Origin of the sequence: Massilia sp. IC2-476, assembly GCF_020707295.1 — a bacterium.
Lineage (GTDB): Bacteria > Pseudomonadota > Gammaproteobacteria > Burkholderiales > Burkholderiaceae_D > Telluria.
In genome coordinates this window covers 120152-139117 of the sequence record NZ_JAJFER010000001.1, presented here as the reverse complement: position 1 = coordinate 139117, position 18966 = coordinate 120152, and the positions used below count along the sequence as shown (strand labels likewise).

At 67.6% G+C, this 18966-nt stretch carries 15 protein-coding genes and 1 tRNA gene; 8 read left to right on the top strand and 8 right to left on the bottom strand.

Annotated elements, in window-relative coordinates:
* Positions 1-21: 21 nt before the first annotated feature.
* Positions 22-97, top strand: a tRNA-Asn gene (locus tag LK539_RS00665).
* Between the two features lie 89 nt (positions 98-186).
* Here the strand turns inward: LK539_RS00665 and LK539_RS00660 are convergent.
* The 4 genes from LK539_RS00660 to LK539_RS00645 all read right to left on the bottom strand — a co-directional run bounded on the left by LK539_RS00660 (position 187) and on the right by LK539_RS00645 (position 2949).
* Complete coding sequence (locus LK539_RS00660; protein ID WP_227798985.1) at positions 187-1686, bottom strand: amidase; 1500 nt, start codon at positions 1684-1686, stop codon at positions 187-189.
* A 70-nt stretch (positions 1687-1756) separates the two neighbouring features.
* Positions 1757-2170 (bottom strand): DUF6691 family protein, encoded by a 414-nt coding sequence (locus LK539_RS00655; protein ID WP_227798984.1) that lies wholly within the window; start codon positions 2168-2170, stop codon positions 1757-1759.
* Positions 2167-2598, bottom strand: a complete 432-nt coding sequence (locus tag LK539_RS00650; protein WP_227798983.1) for a YeeE/YedE family protein — start codon at positions 2596-2598, stop codon at positions 2167-2169. The genes LK539_RS00655 and LK539_RS00650 overlap by 4 nt, the downstream gene beginning before the upstream one ends.
* A 21-nt stretch (positions 2599-2619) precedes the next feature.
* On the bottom strand, positions 2620-2949 hold the full coding sequence (locus LK539_RS00645) for a hypothetical protein (RefSeq protein WP_227798982.1): 330 nt from the start codon (positions 2947-2949) through the stop codon (positions 2620-2622).
* Positions 2950-3109: 160 nt separating this feature from the next.
* Between LK539_RS00645 and LK539_RS00640 the strand changes: the two genes are divergently transcribed.
* Positions 3110-4756, top strand: coding sequence for a response regulator (locus LK539_RS00640; RefSeq protein ID WP_227798981.1), 1647 nt, complete (start codon positions 3110-3112; stop codon positions 4754-4756).
* Here LK539_RS00640 and LK539_RS00635 read toward each other — a convergent pair.
* Together LK539_RS00635 and LK539_RS00630 are read right to left on the bottom strand one after the other, a co-directional pair.
* On the bottom strand, positions 4738-5193 hold the full coding sequence (locus tag LK539_RS00635; RefSeq protein WP_227798980.1) for a response regulator: 456 nt from the start codon (positions 5191-5193) through the stop codon (positions 4738-4740). The two genes, LK539_RS00640 and LK539_RS00635, sit on opposite strands and share 19 nt — an antisense overlap.
* A gap of 8 nt (positions 5194-5201) precedes the next feature.
* Positions 5202-7442: an ATP-binding protein gene (locus LK539_RS00630; RefSeq protein ID WP_227798979.1), complete on the bottom strand. Its 2241-nt coding sequence runs from the start codon at positions 7440-7442 to the stop codon at positions 5202-5204.
* 194 nt (positions 7443-7636) lie between these two features.
* Between LK539_RS00630 and LK539_RS00625 the strand changes: the two genes are divergently transcribed.
* Complete coding sequence (locus LK539_RS00625; protein ID WP_227798978.1) at positions 7637-9544, top strand: PAS domain-containing sensor histidine kinase; 1908 nt, start codon at positions 7637-7639, stop codon at positions 9542-9544.
* A gap of 195 nt (positions 9545-9739) precedes the next feature.
* On the opposite strand, the gene LK539_RS00620 is transcribed toward LK539_RS00625, so the two are convergent.
* Together LK539_RS00620 and LK539_RS00615 are read right to left on the bottom strand one after the other, a co-directional pair.
* Positions 9740-10924: a triacylglycerol lipase gene (locus LK539_RS00620; RefSeq protein ID WP_227798977.1), complete on the bottom strand. Its 1185-nt coding sequence runs from the start codon at positions 10922-10924 to the stop codon at positions 9740-9742.
* 154 nt (positions 10925-11078) lie between these two features.
* Complete coding sequence (locus tag LK539_RS00615; protein WP_227798976.1) at positions 11079-12338, bottom strand: dienelactone hydrolase family protein; 1260 nt, start codon at positions 12336-12338, stop codon at positions 11079-11081.
* Positions 12339-12585: 247 nt separating this feature from the next.
* Here LK539_RS00615 and LK539_RS00610 point away from each other — a divergent pair, with 247 nt between their 5' ends.
* From LK539_RS00610 to LK539_RS00590, 5 genes are all read left to right on the top strand, one after another.
* A complete protein-coding gene (locus LK539_RS00610) occupies positions 12586-14256 on the top strand; it encodes an MFS transporter (protein ID WP_227798975.1) in 1671 nt (556 codons plus the stop codon).
* A gap of 1 nt (position 14257) precedes the next feature.
* A complete protein-coding gene (locus tag LK539_RS00605; protein ID WP_227798974.1) occupies positions 14258-15343 on the top strand; it encodes an HlyD family secretion protein in 1086 nt (361 codons plus the stop codon).
* The gene (locus LK539_RS00600; protein ID WP_227798973.1) at positions 15340-16713 is read left to right on the top strand and encodes an efflux transporter outer membrane subunit; all 1374 of its coding nucleotides are present in this window, start codon (positions 15340-15342) and stop codon (positions 16711-16713) included. Before LK539_RS00605 ends, LK539_RS00600 begins: the two co-directional genes overlap by 4 nt.
* On the top strand, positions 16710-17345 hold the full coding sequence (locus LK539_RS00595; protein ID WP_227798972.1) for a DTW domain-containing protein: 636 nt from the start codon (positions 16710-16712) through the stop codon (positions 17343-17345). The genes LK539_RS00600 and LK539_RS00595 overlap by 4 nt, the downstream gene beginning before the upstream one ends.
* A 276-nt stretch (positions 17346-17621) precedes the next feature.
* Complete coding sequence (locus tag LK539_RS00590) at positions 17622-18743, top strand: PA0069 family radical SAM protein (RefSeq protein WP_227799759.1); 1122 nt, start codon at positions 17622-17624, stop codon at positions 18741-18743.
* The last annotated feature ends 223 nt before the right edge of the window (positions 18744-18966 follow it).

Here is an 18966-nt window from a genome sequence, read left to right as displayed (position 1 = left end):
TCGCTATAATGCGGCCTCTTTTCCCTGATAGCTCAGTCGGTAGAGCGACGGACTGTTAATCCGCAGGTCCCTGGTTCGAGTCCAGGTCGGGGAGCCAAAATACGAAGGGCCGCGTTTAGACGCGGCCCTTTTTTATTTGGACCTGCTGCTGCAATCGTTCACGCGGCAGGTCGGTCTACCTGTCAGTTATTCGTCGCGCGTCATGGCGGGCAGGCGCTCGAACCAGTGCTGGGCTTCTTCCAGCTGGTGCGCCAGCTGCAGCAGCCGGTCTTCCGCCCCGAAGGGTGCCACGAACTGCACGCCCAGCGGCAGCCCGTCTTCCGTCCAGTGCAGTGGCACCGACATCGAGGGCGTTCCCGTCAGGTTCGACAGCTGGGTGAAGGGCACGTAGCGCAGGTTGTCGCGTGCGATTTGCTGCACCGTGCTGTCGAGCAGGCCCAGGCGCGCCAGCAGGCCGAGCATGCCGGTGCGCTGCAGGAAGCCCAGTAGCGCCTGCTGCGCCGGCGGCAGGTCGCCGGTGCCGTGCCTGATTGGCGGGTGCGCCAGCGTCGGCGTGAGCAGCATGTCGTAACGTTGGTGAAAGCGCCCGAGCGCCCGTGCAAAGCCGTTCCACTGCGCCAGCTGGGTCGTCAATGCCGGCGCCTTGATCGCGCTGCCGAGCGTGACCAGCAGGCGCGTCATGAGCTCCGGCTCGCCGCCACTGGCGCCCAGCGCCCGCATGCGTGCCACCAGCGAGGGCACCTGGCCGAAGTAGACGTGCAGGTAGCTGGTGGCCAGCGCCGCGCCGTCGATCTCGGGCGCGGCTTCTTCCACCTCATGTCCCAATCCCTGCAGCAGCCTGGCCGCATGGCGCACGGCGGCCACGGCTTCCGGATGTACCTCGGTACCGATCGGCGACGCGGCCGTGAAGCCGATGCGCAGGCGGCCTGGATCGCGCCGCATCAGTTCCGCGTAGGGCGCGGCGGGCGGGGCGATGACGAAGGGATCGCCTGGCTCGGCGCCCTGCAGCAGGTCGAGCGCGCGTGCCGAATCGCGCACGCTGCGCGACAGCACGCCTTCGCTGGAGGCGCCGAACCAGACTTCGCCCACGTCCGGGCCGCTTGAGACCCGTCCGCGCGAGGGCCGCAGCCCGAACAGGCCGCAGCAGGCGGCAGGGATGCGGATCGAGCCGCCGCCGTCGTTCCCGGCCGCCATCGGCACAATGCCTGCCGCTACCGCCGCGGCCGCGCCGCCGCTCGAGCCGCCCGGCGTGTGGCCCAGGTTCCAGGGATTGCTGGTGCGGCCGAACAGCTCGGGATCGGTCACGCCCTTGAGTGCGAACTCGGGCAGGTTGGTCTTGCCGAAGACGACCAGGCCGGCGCCAAGATAGCGCCGCACCACCGCCGCATGCTGCTGCGGGACGTGGGCGCGCATGGCGCGGCTGGCGTTGGTGGTGGGCAGGCCGGCGTAATCCTGCAGCGTGTCCTTGAGCAGGAAGGGCACGCCGGCGAAGGGACCCTGCAGCGGACCTTGCAACTGGCGCCGCGCTTCGTCCTCCATCAGCCGCACCACCGCGTTGACCCGGCCGTGTACCCGGGCCTGGCGCGCCAGCGCGGCATCCAGCAGTTCCTGCGGACTCACCTCGCCACGGGCGACGAGGGCGGCCAGGGCGGTGGCGTCATGCTGGAGATAGTCGTTGAATTCCATCGGCAAGCCTGTTGTTGAACTTGCTCATGATGAAATCCGGTGCGCCTGGTCTTGTCAAGGAAAAGCCTGCTCAGCGCCTTTTTTCAAGCAGCTCGTATAAAGCCATCCCGGCGATCATGGCGCCCACGAACATCAAGGGCTTGACCCCGCCCCAGGCCAGCGAGACCACCGCCGGTCCGGGACAATAGCCAGCCAGTCCCCAGCCGATGCCGAACACCAGGCTGCCGAGTATGAGGCGGCGATCGACATTCCCTTTCTGCGGCAGGTGCAGCGGGCCGCCCGCCAGGGTGCGGCCGCGCCGGCTGGCCCAGGCAAAGGCCGGCCAGGCCACCAGCAGCGCGCCGCCCATGGTGAACAGCAGCGACGGGTCCCACCTGCCTGCCAGGTCGAGGAAGGCGAGCACCTTGGCGGGATCGGCCAGGCCTGACATCACCAGTCCGGTGCCGAACACGAAGCCGGCAAGGAGGACGAAGACGAGCTTCATGGCAGCAGGTGGCGCGCCAGGTAGACGGTAGCGAAGCCGGCCGCCATGAAGGCAAGGGTGGCGGCGACCGAGCGCGGCGAGCCGCGCGACAGGCCGCAGATGCCATGGCCGCTGGTGCAGCCGGAGCCGTAGCGGGTGCCGACGCCGACCAGCAGGCCGGCGTGCGCCAGCAGCGGCAGGCCGGCCTCGACGCGGCCCATGGGCAAGGGCGCGAACAGGCCCCAGGCCAGCGGGGCGGCCAGCAGGCCGGCCAGGAAGGCCAGGCGCCAGCCGGTCTCGCCCGGGCGCGGACGCAGCAGACCGCCGACGATGCCGCTGATCCCGGCCACGCGCCCGGCCAGCAGCACGCACAGGGCGACGCCGGCGCCGATCAGCAGACCGCCCGCGAGCGAACTCCAGGGTGTAAAGTGGGCCCAGTCGACCTGCATGGCGAGCTCCTGCGCATGGTGCTAGCGGTACTTCTTCTTGTTCGAGGTATAGGTACGAGTATAGAAGTCGGACGGCTTCTTCGCCACCCAGTCGATGAAGCTGCGGATGTCCTCGTGTTCGCGCAGGGCGTCCCAGGTGTGATAGGTCTGCAGCAGCTCGCGCTCGGTGAAGGCCGAATGGATCTTGCGGTGGCAGATCTTATGGATCGGGAACTGTTCCTTGCCCTTGAAGGTCTTCGGGATCAGGTGGTGGCGGTCGATGTTGAGGGTCCCGAGCAGACGGCCGCACAGGGGGCAGTGGGCGTCGGGCACTGGCTCATCGCTGATCGGTTCCGGGCGGCGTTTGGGCATGCCGGAAACATGGCGGCAGATTCGTCACTTTACAAGATCGACGCCGTGTAAAGACGCGCGCACTGTTCAGAATTGTTAAATGTGCGCGTGCGCGCGGTAATGTAGTAGAATCAATGCTTACCTTTTTGCAAGATCGTGACGCATCAGTGAGCCTGCCGCAATGATTGACGATCGCCCAGAATGTTCCGTTCTCCTCATCGATGATGAACCCTTTGCGCAGGACATCATCGCGCACGGACTGCAGGGCTGCGTCGGTCACACCCTATGTTACGAGTCGAGCCCGGCGCGCGCGGTGGACGTGGCGCGCGAGGTCAAGGCCACGGTCGTGCTGGTCGACCTGCGCATGCCCGACCTCGACGGTTTCGAGGTCACCGCGCGCCTGCGCGCCCATCCAGACACCGAAGACCTTCCCGTCATCGTGCTGTCCTCCGAAGACGATCCCGACATCAAGGCGCGCGCCTTTGCCGCCGGCGCCAACGATTACCTAGTCAAGTGGCCCGACCCGCGCGAGCTGGTGGCGCGCGTGCGCTACCACAGCGGCGCCTGCATCGCGCGGCGCCAGCGCGACGCCGCGTTTGCTTCGCTGCGCGTGAGCCAGGAGCAGCTGGCCGCCAGCCAGTCGGCACTGCACCAGGCGCAAAAGATGGAAGCGATCGGCCAGCTCACCGGCGGCGTCGCCCACGACTTCAACAACGTCCTGCAGATCATCGGCGGCAACCTGCAGCTGCTCAAGCTGGTCGGCAACCTGAACGACAGCGCCAGGAGCCGCGTCGACATGGCCCTGTCGGGCGTCGAGCGCGGCGCCAAGCTGGCCGCGCACCTGCTGGCCTTCGCGCGCCGCCAGCCGCTGCAGTCGGTGGTGGTCGATCCCGGCCACCTGCTGCGCGAAATGGACGACATGATGCGCCGCGTGCTCGGCCCCAGCGCGCGTGTCGTCACCGAGATCGAACCGGGCCTGGGCAGCACCATGGTCGACCCCAACCAGCTCAACAACGTGCTGCTGAACCTGGCCATCAACGCGCGCGACGCCATGGCGGGCAGCGGCACCCTGACGATCCGCGCCTGTAACGTCAATGCCGGTCCCGAGCTGCCGCCCGAAGTCCCGCAGGGGAATTTCGTGATGATCGAGGTACGTGATACCGGCAAGGGCATGCCGCAGGAAGTCCTGCAGCGCGCCTTCGAACCCTTCTTCACCACCAAGCCGACCGGGCAGGGCACGGGCCTGGGCCTGTCGATGGCCTATGGCTTCGTGAAGCAGTCGGGCGGCGAGATCGTGCTGCGCAGCGAGGTCGGGCAGGGCACCAGCGTGCGCATCTACCTGCCGCGCAGCGACGCGGCGCCCGCCGCGCTTGAACCCGTGCACAGCGCGCCGCTGGCCGGCGGCCTGGAGACCATCCTGGTAGTCGAGGACGAGCCGGACGTGCGCAGCTCGACCTGCGGCATCCTGTCAGCGCTGGGTTACGACGTGCTGGAGGCGGAGGACGCGCAGGCGGCGGTGAAGATCATCGAGAGCGGCCGCCACATCGACCTGGTGTTTTCCGACGTGATCATGCCGGGGCCGGTCAGCAGCCTGCAGCTGGGCGAGATCGTGCGCCGCCGGCTGCCGTATGCGCAGGTGCTGTACACCTCGGGCTATGCCGAAGGCGTGCTGACGCACGAAGGCAAGCTGGACGCGTCGGTGCACCTGCTGCAGAAGCCCTACCATCCAGACGCGCTGAGCGCGCGCATCCGTCACCTGCTGCGCCGCGCGAAGCGCGGACAGCATGCCGGCGCTTCAGGCCGGCCAGCTCACTTGGGCTTGACGTAACGGCGCGAGCCCGGCGGCGGTTCGTTCAGGACCGCCCAGAAGATCCCGAGGTCGGCGATTGCGCGCACGAATTCGGCAAAGTCCACCGGCTTGACCACGTAGGCGTTCACGCCCAGTTCGTAGCTGCGGATGACGTCCTGCTCTTCTTTCGAAGAGGTCAGCATCACCACCGGGATGCTCTTGAGCGCCTCGGTCTCACGGATTTCCTTCAGCACTTCCAGGCCATCCACCTTGGGCAGCTTCAGGTCGAGCAGGATCACGGCCGGGTTGCCCACCACGCGCTGGCGGAATTCGCCGCGGCGGTGCAGGTAGTCGAGCGCCTCCGCGCCGTCGCGCACGACCACCACCTCGTTCGCCAGCTGGCTCTTGGCCAGCGCGATCAGGGTCAGTTCGAGGTCGTTCGGATTGTCTTCGACGAGGAGGATGGGCTTGAGCATTCTTGGCCTCAGTGGGATGGATGTTTCGGGATACTGAAGGAGAAGGTCGCGCCTTCTCCCGGGACGGACGCGGCCCAGACCTGGCCGTTGTGGCGCTCGACGATGCGGCGCACGTTGGCCAGGCCGATGCCGGTGCCCTGGAAGTCTTCCATGCGGTGCAGGCGCTGGAACACGCCGAACAGCTTGTGCACGTACTCCATGTTGAAGCCGGCGCCGTTGTCGGCCACGTGGAAGATCGTGAAGTCGGCGTTCTCTTCGGAGGTGATGGTGATGACCGCCGGGTCGCGCGCGCCGGTAAACTTCACCGCGTTCGACAGCAGGTTGAATACCGCCAGGTGCAGGAAGGTCGGGTCGGCCCACACGGTGGGCAGCGGCTCGATGTGCCAGTCGACGTTACGTCCCTGCATTTCCATGCCGAGCTTGTCGATGCAGGCCGCGACCAGGTCGTTCATGTCGACCGTGGTCGGACGCAGCGCGGCGCGGCCCATCTGCGAGAACGACAGCAGGTCGTCCACCAGCTTGCCGGCCAGGCGCGCCGATTCCTTGATGTTCTTGAGGAAGCGCTGGCGCCGCTCCGGGTCTTCCGCGCCGCCCGATTCGATCAGGAGGTCGGAGAATCCGACGATGTGGCGCAGCGGCGCGCGCAGGTCGTGCGAGACCGAGTACGAGAAGGCTTCCAGTTCCTTGTTGGCGCGGCCCAGTTCCTCGGCCAGCTCGGCCATCTGTTCGGCGCGCTCGAGCGCGATGCCGAGCAGCGCGGTGCGGAATTCGACCGTCAGCTCGACCTCGGCCACGTGCCAGGGCAGGCTGCGGCCGTGGATGGTCTCGCGCCAGGCCTGGAAGCTCAGGCGCGGCGTGAGCTGGGTCGGGTCGCTGGGCGAGGCCAGCTTGCCGTGCGGGTTGCCGGCCCATTCGATGGTCTGCACCACCTCCGGGCGGAACCACAGCAGGTAGTGCTGGTGGATGCGCGAGATCGGCAGCGCCAGCAGGCCGCTGGCGTTGCGCACCATGTCGGCGCCCGCCGGATAAACATCCTTCAGTTGGTCGGTATGGAACACTTCGCTGTGGCCGTGCACCGACAGCCATGAGGCCAGCGCCCGGATCTGCGGCTCGTCCGGGGTGTCGCCGTAGGTCAGCACGCGGTCGTCGACCACGATCGCGACCCCGCCCGCGCGCCCGAAGCGCAGCAGCTCGGGGAACACGCCGCTCAGGTTCTCGAGGAAGTCGGCGCCCTTGGTCAGGTGACCCAGCATCTCGACCATGATGCGGCGTACGTCGAGGCGGAACTGCAGCTCGCTGGCGTCCTCGCGCGACTCGATGCACAGCGCCAGGATCTGGCCCAGCTGTTCGCAGGCGGTGCGCTTGTCGACCGGGACCGGGCAGGGCGTCGCGTTGTGGCAGGAGATCAGGCCCCACAGCTGGCCCTTGACGATCAGCGAGACCGACATCGAGGCCAGCGTGCCCATGTTGCGCATGTACTGCAGGTGGATCGGCGAGACGCTGCGCAGGGCCGCGAAGGACAGGTCGTTGCGCCGGCCCGTGATCGGATTGAGCTCGGGCACCAGGGCCGCCGGCTCATAGTTGGCGTCCTGGATCAGGCGGATCGGTGACAGCGTGTACAGGGCGCGCGCCTGGGCCGGCACGTCGCTGGCCGGGAAGTGCTGGCCGAGGTAGGAGTCGTAGCCGTCTTCTTTCGATTCGGCCAGCACGCGGCCGTGGCCGTCGGCGTCGAACTGGTAAACCATCACCCGGCCGTAGCCGGTCACCGCGCGCACGTGGCGCGCGGCCAGTTCCGACAGTTCGGGAATCGTGGCGGACTGGTTGACCTTGACCAGGAAGTCGCCGATCAGCGGATACAGGTTGCGGAAGTCGGCGGCGCGGCGCCGGTCGACCGCTTCGAATTCGAGGATCAGCAGGCTGTCCCAAGCATGGGCCAGCACGTCGAAGTGAGCGCCGTTCGGGGGCGTCACGGTGCCGAGGTAGACCGGGCGCGAAGCGATCGGATTGGCCTCGATGTCGGCGGCGATGCGGGCCGCAGCGGCCTCGCCTACCACCTCGGACAGCGGCTGGCCGACCACGTGCTGCGCCGGGATGCCGACCCAGCTTTCGAGGTTGGCGCTGGCCTGCTGCACCCTGAGGGCCTGCGACAGCGTCAGCATGAAGCCATGCGGCTGGATGCTGCCCGGCGTACGGATCGGTTCGTCCGCGCAGCGGCTGAGGTCGAGGTGATTGGTGGGTGCCTGGGTCATGTGCAACGGGAGGCCAGCGGAAAGATACAATTCAGCATTGTAACGTCAAATCCGACAGATCGAACGGGCAGTAGCGCAATTTCCAACGTTGCACTTGACTATACAAGTCAATACCGTGTCAAGCGCGCGGCTGATATTGCTGAGTAAGGCTATGATAGGATATTTGCCGCACCATCATGGAAGTGCCCCGGCTCATGAATACGCAACACCCCAGCAAGCCGCCGCTGACCGAAGAGCAACGGTTCCAGTACCTCATTGCAGGCATCAGCGACTACGCCATCTACATGCTGGATCCGTCCGGCCACATCGCCAGCTGGAATGCCGGCGCGCAGCGCTTCAAGGGCTACCAGCCGCATGAAATCCTGCGCGAGCACTTCTCGCGCTTCTACACGCCGGAAGACCGCGAGAGCGGCCTGCCGGCGCGCGCGCTGGCGCACGCCCTCGAGCATGGCAAGTACGAGGCCGAGGGCTGGCGCGTGCGCAAGGACGGCACCCGCTTCTGGGCCCACGTGGTGATTGACCCGATCTACGACGAGCACCGCAACCACCTGGGCTATGCCAAGATCACCCGCGACGTCACCCAGCGCAAGCTGGCCGAGGATGCGCTGCGCGAGAGCGAGCAGCGCTTCCGGCTGCTGGTGCAGGGCGTCACCGACTACGCCATCTACATGCTCTCGCCTGAAGGCCTGGTGACCAACTGGAATGTCGGCGCCGAGCGCATCAAGGGCTACTCGCTGGAAGAGATCCTGGGCAGCCACTTCTCGCGCTTCTATAGCGAGGAAGACCGCGCCGGCGGCATGCCTGAGCGCGCCCTCGGCACCGCCGCGCGCGAAGGCCGCTACGAGTCCGAGGGCTGGCGCGTGCGCAAGGACGGCACCCGCTTCTGGGCCCACGTCATCATCGACGCCGTCCACGACGACGCCGGCGAGCTGCTGGGCTTCGCCAAGATCACGCGCGACCTCACCGAGAAGAAGCGCACCGAGGAAGCGCTGGAGCAGGCGCAGCTGGCGCTGTTCCAGTCGCAGAAGATGGAATCGATCGGCCAGCTCACCGGCGGCGTCGCGCACGACTTCAACAACCTGTTGTCGGTGCTGGCCAGCGGCCTCGAGGTACTGAGCATGAGCCGCCAGGGCGGCAGCGACGCCAAGACCCTGGACAGCATGCGGCGCGCGATCGACCGCGGCGCCACGCTCACCCAGCAGCTGCTCGCCTTTGCGCGCCAGCAGCCGCTGCAGCCGGAAACGCGCAGCATCAACCGCCTGATCTCGGGCTTCGAGTCGGTGCTGCGGCGCGCCGGCCATACCGGCATCGAGTTCGACTTCAACCTCGACCCGCAGGCCGGCAGCGCAGTGGTCGACGGCGCCCGCTTCGAGTCGGCCCTGCTGAACCTGGTCGTGAACGCGCGCGACGCCATGCCCGAGGGCGGCAAACTGAGCCTGGACACGGCGCCGGTCACGCTGCGCGAAGGCGAGGTGCCGGGACTGGCGCGCGGGCCCTATGTGTGCGTCTCGGTGACCGACACCGGCACCGGCATGTCGCCGGAAACCGTGCAGCGCGCTTTCGAACCCTTCTACACGACCAAGGAAACCGGCAAGGGGACGGGCCTGGGCCTGTCGCAGGTGTACGGCTTCATCAAGCAGTCGGGCGGCGAGGTGGTCATCCAGAGCACGCTGGGGGAGGGGACCTCGATCACGATCTACCTGCCGATGGTGAGCAGCCAGGACCGCGAAGCCGCGCACGGCGACTCGGAGACGGTCCTGATCGTCGAGGACGAACCGGACCTGCTGGACGTGGCGTCGGCCCTGTTCATGAGCATGGGCTACGAAGTCACCACCGCGGCCACCGGTCTCGAAGCGATGAACGTGCTGGCCAGTCGCGACGTGGACATCCTGTTCACCGACATCGTCATGCCGAACGGCGTGAACGGCATCGAGCTGGCCGAGTACACGCGCGAGAACTACCCGAACATTAAGGTGATGCTGGCCTCGGGGTATCCGCAGCCGGCGCTCAAGCTGGAACAGTACCGGCTGGGGGATTTCACGTTCGTGAGCAAGCCGTATCGCTTGTCGGATCTGGCGCGGGGGCTGCGCAGCGTGCATTGAGTAGCTTGCATGCCCGGCTCTCGATCCCCGCCACCAGCTCTTGAGTCGTCATCCCGGCGCAGGCCGGGATCCAACTTGCTTTGATTAGCCACGATGCATCCGCGAAGCGCCAGCGCTATTCGACGAACTTGGATCCCGGCCTGCGCCGGGATGACGGTCTTGGGGCTGGTGGTTAGAGAGCAAGCGCGAACTGACCTATAAGTCAAAAATGATGTCACTAATCCGCTCATACACCGGATTCGCCGACGGCCCCGGATTGGGCCAGTTCAGAATATCGAAGTGGTCATACCCCCGGTAATTCCCCAGGAAGTTCCACACCCCCTTCACCGACTTGCCGTCGAACTCCCGCACCGGATGCCCGCCGGGCGCCCGCATGCTCACCGTATTCACCACCCCGTCATTGGCAAACCAGTCGCTGTCGATCCAGACCCGACCCGCCCCCTGCTGCGTATAGCCGCCCAGCCCGTGCTGCAGCACCGAGGGCACGATCCATTCGCCGGCCGTGGCCTTGAAGCCGGGGATCATGTCGGTGCGCGGGTACTGGTAAAGGGTGGTCTGGATCGGCGCCACGACACGATCGGTGCCGTTGCAGCACCAGGCGCCGGCTTCGGTCGCTACCGTCCCGATCGCGTAGTAATAGATGTGCGGCGAGGTGCGGGCCCAGGTGTTGAATTCGCGCGCGCCGTCCGGTGACAGCTCCCAGTTGGCCCAGCGGTTCTTGAGCAGGTCGCCGAGGGGCGTCTGCAGCGGCGGCACCACGTTCAGTACGGCGTCGGCGAAGGTGGTGCCGTTGTGCGGGGTCGAGATCGTGGTCACGCTGCGCACCCAGCCCACCTTGCCGCCCTTGAACAGTTCGTGGCCGCCTTCGTCCTCGGGCGAGCCGTGTTCCAGCAGTTCGACGAGGGCGCGGATGGTGGTGCCGCCCTGGCTGTGGCCGATGAAGTGGATCGGGTGCCGGGCGTCCCAAGCGGGGTAGAGCGCCAGCGGGTAGTTCTCTGGATTGTTCTTCGGATCGGCGGCCCAGCACTTGCCGGCGGGTTTCTGCTGCTGGCCGGGCAGGCCGTATTTGCGCACGTGGGCGGCGCCGTAGTCGACGCAGCCGCCCTTGATCTGGGCATACAGGTCGGCCGCGCGGTCCCAGTTGGAACTCACCGGGCCGACCACGGCCGCGAACACCGTGCGCGGGCCGCGGTAGACCTGCATGTGCGAGGCGATGTCGCCATAGCCGCCCCAGTAGTTGAAGCCGCTATGTTCAAAGGTGTCGGGACCGAAGCCGAGGAAGCCGTGGACCAGGATCACCGGGTAGTTGTTGGTAGCAAGCGCCGGCACGCTGGTGCACAGCGCGGCCAGCGCGAGCAGGGCGTGGATGATGCGGATCATGCAATCCTCCGTGATGGGCTCAGGGCCATTGTCGGAGTTGCAGGCGAGCTGTGGTTTGCGCTGGGTCGCGGCTTGGATGCTTGTCAGGCTTCACGCACGGAAATAATGCGCGGGCCGCTTGACAGCACGATGGCCGGCGCGGCCGGCCATCGTGTCAGTTGGCGGCTTTGTTGGAGCCGATCGAGGTCGTTGGCGCGGAGGCGTTCGGGTCCGCAGCCGGCTTCGGCGCCGGCGTGTTCGACGCCGTCATGGCTGCTTCCGCCGCCTGGTCGAGGTCGCCCGTCCAGACCACATAGTCGTCCACCGAATACAGGCGGCACGGCTCGGTGCTCTTGGCGGTGCAGGTGGCCAGGGCGCGGCCGTCCGGGTCTTCGCCTTCCTCGGCCCAGGTCCAGGCGCCGCTCGGCGACACGGCAAACGCGCGCGGGGTCATCTTGCCCAGGTATTCCTGGTAGGCGCGGCGGCCGTTTTCCGACAGGAAGGGCACGGCCTCGACATCGTCCACCTTGGCGTAGTCGGTACGCGCCGGGGTCGGCGGCGGCGGCACGTCGTACAGGACCTTGGTTGGCATGCCGATCTGGGCCAGGAAGCGCATGGTGTCGTCCAGCCACACCTTCTCGCCGTCGCGGCTGGCCAGCATGCCGTGCGAGTCGCGCTTGAAGGCCGGGAACTCGATCAGGCGGCCGCGGCCGCCGGCCTGTTCGAAGGCGGCGTGCATGCGCTGCGCCAGTTCGGGGCCGAACAGCGAGTCGTTCTGGCCGTACATCCACAGGGTCGGGACCTTGGCCTTGGTGCCGTATTCGGCGAAGGCCGACACCAGCGCCGAGCGCCAGGCGCAGCGGTCGCTGTCGTCGCGCAGGCCGCCGGCGAAGTTGATCAGGCCGCGCACGCCCGGCTGCTGCTGGGTGCCGAGGGCGATGGTCGCCAGGCCGCCGTAGGACTGGCCGGCGACGACGATGCGTTCGGCGTCGACCCACTTCTGCTGGCGCGCATAGGCCAGGGTGGCAGCGATGTCTTCCGCCTGGGCATAGCCGTTGGCGGTCATGTTGCAGCCGTAGTCGCGATAGCGCCCGGTCGAGTTGGCGAAGCCCTGGCGCATCGGCACCATCACGGCGTAGCCGCGTTTCACGAAGGCGGTCGCCATGTGATAGAAGCGGTCGCGCGGCTGCAGGTTGGGGCGGCCCGGATCCTTGCCGTGGTTGATGATGATCAGCGGGAAGGGCCCCGGGCCGTTCGGCTGGAACACGGTCGTCTCGAGCATGGCGCGGCCCTGCGGGCCGGCCGGAACCTGCTCGATGTGTTCGTTCATGCGATGATCAAGTTGCAATTCCTGCTGCACAGCGATCCCGGGGATCATGGCGGCGGCCGCGAGGGCGGCGGCGAACAGGTTGCGGAGCGTGAAGCGTGGAACCATGTTGACTCTGTCTCACTACGTACCGGGTGAAGCGGATGCGGAACAACTTTCCGCGAGGCATAAGTTGATTCTAGGTACGTAGAAAACGCAGAGCAATACTCGTTTAGGCAATTCCAGTAGTAAATTTTCGTGGCGTGACAAAGTGGCCACGCAATTGTTTCGTAGCAGTGTCTCTCATGGCATCCGACGTGGTTTTTCGATCACGGTTATCATGCGAAGCTGGCAACGGAAGAGAAGGAATGGTCGGATGAGCAAGTTTGCGCCGCGTCAGTGGGCGCCGGACGAAAAGCCGATGCTTCCGGGCTCTCCCTCCACGCCGGCCCACCCGACGCCGCTGCGTTTTGCTTACCTGGCCGTCGGCATCCTGATCACCATCACCGGCGGCCTCGGCAACGCCCTGGTGTCCGTCAACCTGATCAACCTGCAGGGCGTGCTCGGCGCCTATTCCACCGAAACGGCCTGGCTGCCGGCCGTCTACGTGATGACCAACGCATCGATGAACCTGCTGCTGGTGAAATTCCGCCAGCAGTTCGGTTTGCGCCTGTTTACCGAGATCTTCCTGGTGCTGTACGCGCTGGTCACCTTTGCCCACCTGTTCGTCAACGACCTGGGCTCGGCCATCGCGGTGCGCGCCGCCCACGGCATGCTGGCGGCAGCGGTGTCGCCGCTCGGGCTGTATTACGTGCTGCAGGCTTTTAAAAAGGAGTGGCGCCTGCGCGGCGTCGCGCTGGCGATGGGCTGCGCCCAGCTGGCGCTGCCGCTGGCTTACATCTTTTCCAACGACCTGCTGCAGATCGCCGAGTGGCGCGGGCTGTACATGTTCGAGCTGGGCCTGGCCCTCGTCTCGCTGGGCGCGGTGCTGCTGCTCAAGCTGCCGCCGGGGGACTATTTCAAGGCCTTCCGGCCGATGGACTTCGTCACCTTCGCCCTGTTCGCGCCGGGCATGGCGCTGCTGTGCGCGGCGGTGAGCTTCGGCCGGGTGCGCTGGTGGTTCGAGGAACCCTGGATCGGCATCGCCCTGGCCGCCTCGGTCTTCCTGCTGGCGGCGGCCCTGTGCGTGGAGCACAACCGCGCCAATCCGCTGCTCAACCTGCGCTGGTTCACAAGTGGCAACATCGTGCGCCTGGCCCTGTCGATGATCCTGGTGCGCATCGTGCTGTCCGAGCAGAGCGTCGGCGCGGTCGGCTTCCTGCGCCTCGTCGGGCTCGACAACGACCAGCTGCAGACCCTGTACGCCATCGTGCTGTGCGCCACCATCGCCGGCGTGGTCGTCTCGGCGCTCACCATCAACGTCAACCACCTGATGGCGCCGCAGGTGATCTCGCTCCTGCTGATGGCGCTGGGCGCCTGGATCGACGCCCATGCCACCAACCAGACCCGCCCGGAGCAGATGTACCTGAGCCAAAGCCTGCTGGCCTTTGGCGGCACCCTGTTCCTGGGACCCCTGGTGATCTCGCTGATCGGCACCGTGATCGCCAACCCGGCCAACCTGATCAGCTTCTCGGTGCTGTTCGGCCTGACCCAGAACCTGGGCGGCCTGCTCGGTTCGGCCATCGTCGGCAGCTTCCAGATCCTGCGCGAGAAATACCACTCTTCGATCATCGTCGAACACCTGAGCAGCCTCGATCCGCTGGTGGCGAGCCGCATCCAGGCCGGCGCCGCGGCCGTCGGCCAGATGGTGGCCGATCCGGCCGCACGCGCGCGCCAGGGCGCGGCCTCGCTGGCCGCCAGCGCCACGCGCGAAGCGAACATCCTGGCCTACAACGACGTCTTCCTCGTGCTGTCCGTGCTTGCCGCCGCCAGCGCCCTGTGGATCTTCCTGCACGCCGTGTGGCTGCATTATTTCCCCGCCTTGACCCCGGTACCGGCGTCGCCGCCGCCCGGGGCGCCTCCACCACCCGAACCAGTGACCGATTGACATGCCCGAACCATCCAGCCCACCTGCCAACAAACGCTCGCGCCGCATCCTGCTGAGTGCACTCGCCTTCGGCGCCGTCGCCCTGGGCGGCGTGCTGCTGGTGCTCTACGCCTGGAAGCTGCCGCCGTTCCAGACCACGCTGCAGGCGACCGAGAACGCACTGGTCCGGGGACAGGTGACCATCATCAGTCCTCAGCTCTCCGGCTACGTGGTCGAGGTGCTGGTGCAGGACTTCCAGCAAGTGCGCAAGGGAGAGCTCCTGATGCGGATCGACGACCGCATTCCCTCCCAGCGCCTGGAGCAGGCGCGCGCCGAACTGGCCACCCGCCGCGCCGCACTCGAGAACTACGCCCAGACCAACCGCAGCGCCCAGGCGACCATCGAGCAGAACCAGGCAACCCTGGGGTCCGCCGAAGCGCAGGCGCGGCGCGCCGAGGCCGACCTGCGCCGGGTGGAAGAGCTGGCGGCCGACGGTTCGCTGTCGGCCCGTGAACGCGACGCCGCGCGCGCTACCCGCGCCCAGGCGGTGGCCGGCCGCGAGCAGGCCAGGGCGGCGCTGGAGATCGCGCGCCAGAACCTGCGCTCGGTGGGCGTCAGCCGCGCCTCTCTGGAAGCGGCGGTCGCGAACGCCGAAGCGCAGGTGCGCCTGGCCGAGATCGACCTGTCGAACACCCGCATCCATGCGCCGCGCGACGGCCAGCTGGGGCAGGTGACGGTGCGCCAGGGCGCGTTCGTGAACGCCGGCGCCCAGCTCACGGCCCTGGTGCCGAATACCTTCTGGATCATCGCCAACATGAAGGAAACGCAGATGGCCGACGTGCGCCTGGGCCAGCCGGTGAGCTTCACGGTCGATGCGCTGAACAACGCCACCCTGCGCGGCCACGTGGAGCGGATCTCGCCGGCGACCGGTTCGGAGTTCTCGGTGATCACGCCGGACAATGCGACCGGCAACTTCGTCAAGATCGCGCAGCGCATCCCGGTGCGGATCAGCATCGACCCGAACCAGCCGCTGGCCCAGCGCCTGCGGCCCGGCATGTCGGTGGTGGCGACGATTGACACGGCTTCCGCGCAGAAGGAAACGCGATGAGGAAGCTGGTCTGTTTGGCCGCGCCGCTGCTGCTGGCCGCGTGCAGCATGGCGCCGCAGCCGGCGCCCGCGCCGACCCTGCAGGTGCCCGCCGCCTGGCGCAGCGCGCCCGCCGCCAACACCGCTGTGGCGCGCGACTGGTGGAAGGCCTTCGGCGACCCCCAGCTGGACGCGCTGGTACGGCGCGCGCTGGACGCCAACGGCGATTTGCGCATTGCCCGTTCGCGCCTGCAGGAGTACCAGGCGCGCGTGCGCGTTGCGAGCAGCGCCGAAGTCCCGTCCCTGAACCTGTCCATCGGTCCGTCCCGCGCGCGTGCCATCGGCCCGCTGGGCCAGCCAGTAGAAGTGACCTCGGTGACCGGCGCGGTGCAGGCAGCGTATGAACTCGACCTGTTCGGCCGCCTGGCCAGCACCACGGCGGCGGCGCGCTTCGAAGCGCTGTCGCAGGAAGCCGCGCTGGACGCGGCCGCGCTGGCGGTGGCGGCGAACACGGCGTCCGGCTACCTCAACCTGCTCGGACTGGACGCCCAGCTGGCGCTGGCGCGCGAGACCCTGGCTTCGCGCGAGCGCTCCTTCGCGCTGGCGCGTCACCAGTTCGAAGTCGGCTACAGCTCGCGCCTGGAGATGTCCCAGGCCGAGGCCGAGCTGCGCGCCACCGCCGCCGTGGTGCCGCAGCTGGAGCGCGCGATCGCGCAGCAGGAACAGGCGCTGAATCTTCTGCTCGGCAGCAGCCCCGGCCCGGTGGCCCGGGGCCTGCCGCTGCTGGACCTGCGCATGCCGACGCCCGGCCCCGGCCTGCCCTCGGAACTGCTGCGGCGCCGTCCCGACATTGCCCAGGCCGAGCGCGCGGTGGCGGCGGCGGACGCCAGCCTGGCCGCGGCGCGCGACCAGCTGCTGCCGTCGATCCGCCTCACGGCTTCGCTCGGCGCGCAAGGCCACAGCCTGGGTAATCTGTTGCAGTCACCCACCGAGCTGTGGAGCTTAGGGGGCAGCATCCTGGCGCCCCTGTTCGATGCCGGCCGCCTGCGCGCCCAGGCCGAGATCGCGGGCACCGTGCGCGACCGCGCCGTATTCACCTACGAGAACGTGGTGCGCGGCGCGTTTGCCGAGACCGAGAACGCACTGGCCGGCATCGACGGCCTGCGGCGCCAGCTGGCGGAAGCGGAAGCGCGCCGCACCGCCGCCAACGAGGTGCTGCGCGTGGCGCACAACCGGTATGCGAACGGCTACGCTTCCTACCTGGAAGAGCTGGACGCCCAGCGCAACGCCTTCAGCGCCGAGAACACCGTGCTGCAGCTGCGCGCCAGCCTGCTGGCGGCCCACGTCGACCTGTACCGCGCGCTGGGCGGCGGCTGGACGCCGACGCCGTGAACGAGCCAGCCGTAAAACGCGCGCGCTGCGCGACCTGCCTGCGCGCGCAGTCGGCCTGCATCTGCCGGTGGATCACGCGGGTGGAGCCACGTGTGGCGCTCCTGGTGCTGCAGCATCCGCTGGAGGTCGGCAATGCCAAGAACAGTGCGCGCCTGCTGCACCTGAGCGTGCCGGGCAGCGTGCTGGCGGTAGGGGAGACCTTCGATGCGCCTGCACTCGACGCGCTGCTGCATGCGGATGGGCGGGCGCCGGTGCTGCTGTATCCGGACACCGATGGCGACGCCGGCCTGCCGGTACCGCCGCACTTTGTGCCGCAGGACGCCGGACGGCTGCGCCTGGTGGTGCTGGATGCCACCTGGCGCAAGAGCCGCAAGATGCTGTACCTGAATCCGGCCCTGCAGACGCTGCCGCAGCTGGCCCTGCGCGAAGTGGCCCCCTCGAATTATCGGATTCGCAAGGCGCATGCGCCGCACCAGCTGTCTTCGCTGGAAGCGGCGGCCCTGGCGCTGGCCCAGCTGGAAGGCGAGGGAGTGTCGTTCCAGCCGCTGCTGGACGCCTTCGACGGCTTTGTCGGGCAACAGGCCGCTTTTGTGCCGCATAACGGTCAAGTCCGAGACGCCGATCCATTGTAGGGTGGGCGGGGTGTCATGGGCCAGTGGCCCATGACACGAACGCCCACGCGGTCAACAGGTGTTAGCGAAATAGTGAGCAGGTCAGAACACGTGATCGAACCGCGTGGGCAGGGAAACCTGCCCACCCTACAACTCTATTTCGGCAACAGGGGGCTTTTGTGCCGGACTTGAATTCAAACTGAGCAAGGCGTACCATACTGTATAAACGTACAGTATGGAGCCGCCGTGCCCGATCGCAATAACCCTGAACAGCGCCAGCCCGTGGACGAGCAGCCGATGCTCGGCCCGCGTCCGCTCGCCGCGCGCAAGGGCCGGGGCGCGGTGTCGAACCTGCAAGGAAGGTACGAGCTCAACGGACGCGAAGAGTTCGACGACGGCTGGGAACGCGACGAAGAAGAAGCAGCGAGCCTGCGCACGACCGTTACCGACGAAGTCGCCAAGTCCATCCTGTCGCGCAACAGCTCGCCCGACGTGCCCTTCAACGTCTCGCTGAATCCCTATCGGGGCTGCGAACACGGCTGCATTTACTGCTTCGCCCGCCCGAGCCACAGCTACCTCGGCCTGTCGCCGGGGCTCGACTTCGAAAGCCGCCTGTTCGCCAAGGTGAACGCGGCCGAGCTGCTGCGGCGCGAACTGGCCAAGCCGGGCTACGTGCCCGAGCACATCGCCATCGGCGTCAACACCGACGCCTATCAACCCTGCGAACGCGAACTGCGCCTGACGCGCGCGGTGCTGGAAGTGCTGAAGGAATGCCAGCACCCGGTCGGACTCATCACCAAGTCCTCGCTGATCGAGCGCGACATCGACCTGATCGCGCCGATGGCCGAAAAGAGCCAGGCCTGCGCCGCGATCACGCTCACCACGCTCGACCCCGCCATCTCGCGCACCCTCGAGCCGCGCGCGGCCGCACCGGCGCGCCGCCTGCGCACCATCCGCACCTTGACGGAAGCCGGTATCCCGGTGAGCGTGAGCGTCGCGCCCATCATTCCTTTCGTCACCGAACCGGAGATCGAACGCATCCTCGAGGCGGCCCACGACGCCGGCGCCATTGGCGCCCATTACACCGTGCTGCGCCTGCCATGGGAAGTGAACCCGCTGTTCCAGGAATGGCTGCAGGCGCACTTCCCCGACCGCGCCCAACGGGTGATGAACCGCATCCGCGACCTGCGCGGCGGCAAGGACTATGACAGCGACTTCAGCAAACGCATGCAGGGAGAGGGCATCTGGTCCGACCTCATCCGCCAGCGTTTTACCAAGGCGGTAGACAGGCTGGGGATGGGAGAATTTCGCGGGCGCTTCGGCAGGCTGGATGGCTCGCAGTTCCGCAAGCCGCTGGTGGTGCCGCCCGCGCCAGGCAAAGGCGGCGCCAGGACGGGCGGACAGCTCGACCTCTTCTAGCATGCTGCCGCCAGGGCATGCGTCGCTGGCGGCGCGACTGGCGTAGCTGGCACCCGCATCCTGTCCACCGGCTCTCCTTTGCCGGAGCCGCGCCGTGCCATGCAACGCGGTCCCGATTCCTGTCGTCGCCATGGTGCACGTGAGGCGGTCACGCATCATGGGCAGCCTGTCCATTTCCCGCAAATGGCAGGGGGGCCATGAATGTCGACAGGCACTGCCGCCG

Excerpts from the sequence above, each read along its gene's own strand:
- LK539_RS00660 (WP_227798985.1), bottom strand. The coding sequence starts at position 1,686 with ATGGAATTCAACGACTATCTCCAGCATGACGCCACCGCCCTGGCCGCC.
- LK539_RS00655 (WP_227798984.1), bottom strand. The coding sequence starts at position 2,170 with ATGAAGCTCGTCTTCGTCCTCCTTGCCGGCTTCGTGTTCGGCACCGGA.
- LK539_RS00650 (WP_227798983.1), bottom strand. The coding sequence starts at position 2,598 with ATGCAGGTCGACTGGGCCCACTTTACACCCTGGAGTTCGCTCGCGGGC.
- LK539_RS00645 (WP_227798982.1), bottom strand. The coding sequence starts at position 2,949 with ATGCCCAAACGCCGCCCGGAACCGATCAGCGATGAGCCAGTGCCCGAC.
- LK539_RS00640 (WP_227798981.1), top strand. The coding sequence starts at position 3,110 with ATGATTGACGATCGCCCAGAATGTTCCGTTCTCCTCATCGATGATGAA.
- LK539_RS00635 (WP_227798980.1), bottom strand. The coding sequence starts at position 5,193 with ATGCTCAAGCCCATCCTCCTCGTCGAAGACAATCCGAACGACCTCGAA.
- LK539_RS00630 (WP_227798979.1), bottom strand. The coding sequence starts at position 7,442 with ATGACCCAGGCACCCACCAATCACCTCGACCTCAGCCGCTGCGCGGAC.
- LK539_RS00625 (WP_227798978.1), top strand. The coding sequence starts at position 7,637 with ATGAATACGCAACACCCCAGCAAGCCGCCGCTGACCGAAGAGCAACGG.
- LK539_RS00620 (WP_227798977.1), bottom strand. The coding sequence starts at position 10,924 with ATGATCCGCATCATCCACGCCCTGCTCGCGCTGGCCGCGCTGTGCACC.
- LK539_RS00615 (WP_227798976.1), bottom strand. The coding sequence starts at position 12,338 with ATGGTTCCACGCTTCACGCTCCGCAACCTGTTCGCCGCCGCCCTCGCG.
- LK539_RS00610 (WP_227798975.1), top strand. The coding sequence starts at position 12,586 with ATGAGCAAGTTTGCGCCGCGTCAGTGGGCGCCGGACGAAAAGCCGATG.
- LK539_RS00605 (WP_227798974.1), top strand. The coding sequence starts at position 14,258 with ATGCCCGAACCATCCAGCCCACCTGCCAACAAACGCTCGCGCCGCATC.
- LK539_RS00600 (WP_227798973.1), top strand. The coding sequence starts at position 15,340 with ATGAGGAAGCTGGTCTGTTTGGCCGCGCCGCTGCTGCTGGCCGCGTGC.
- LK539_RS00590 (WP_227799759.1), top strand. The coding sequence starts at position 17,622 with ATGCTCGGCCCGCGTCCGCTCGCCGCGCGCAAGGGCCGGGGCGCGGTG.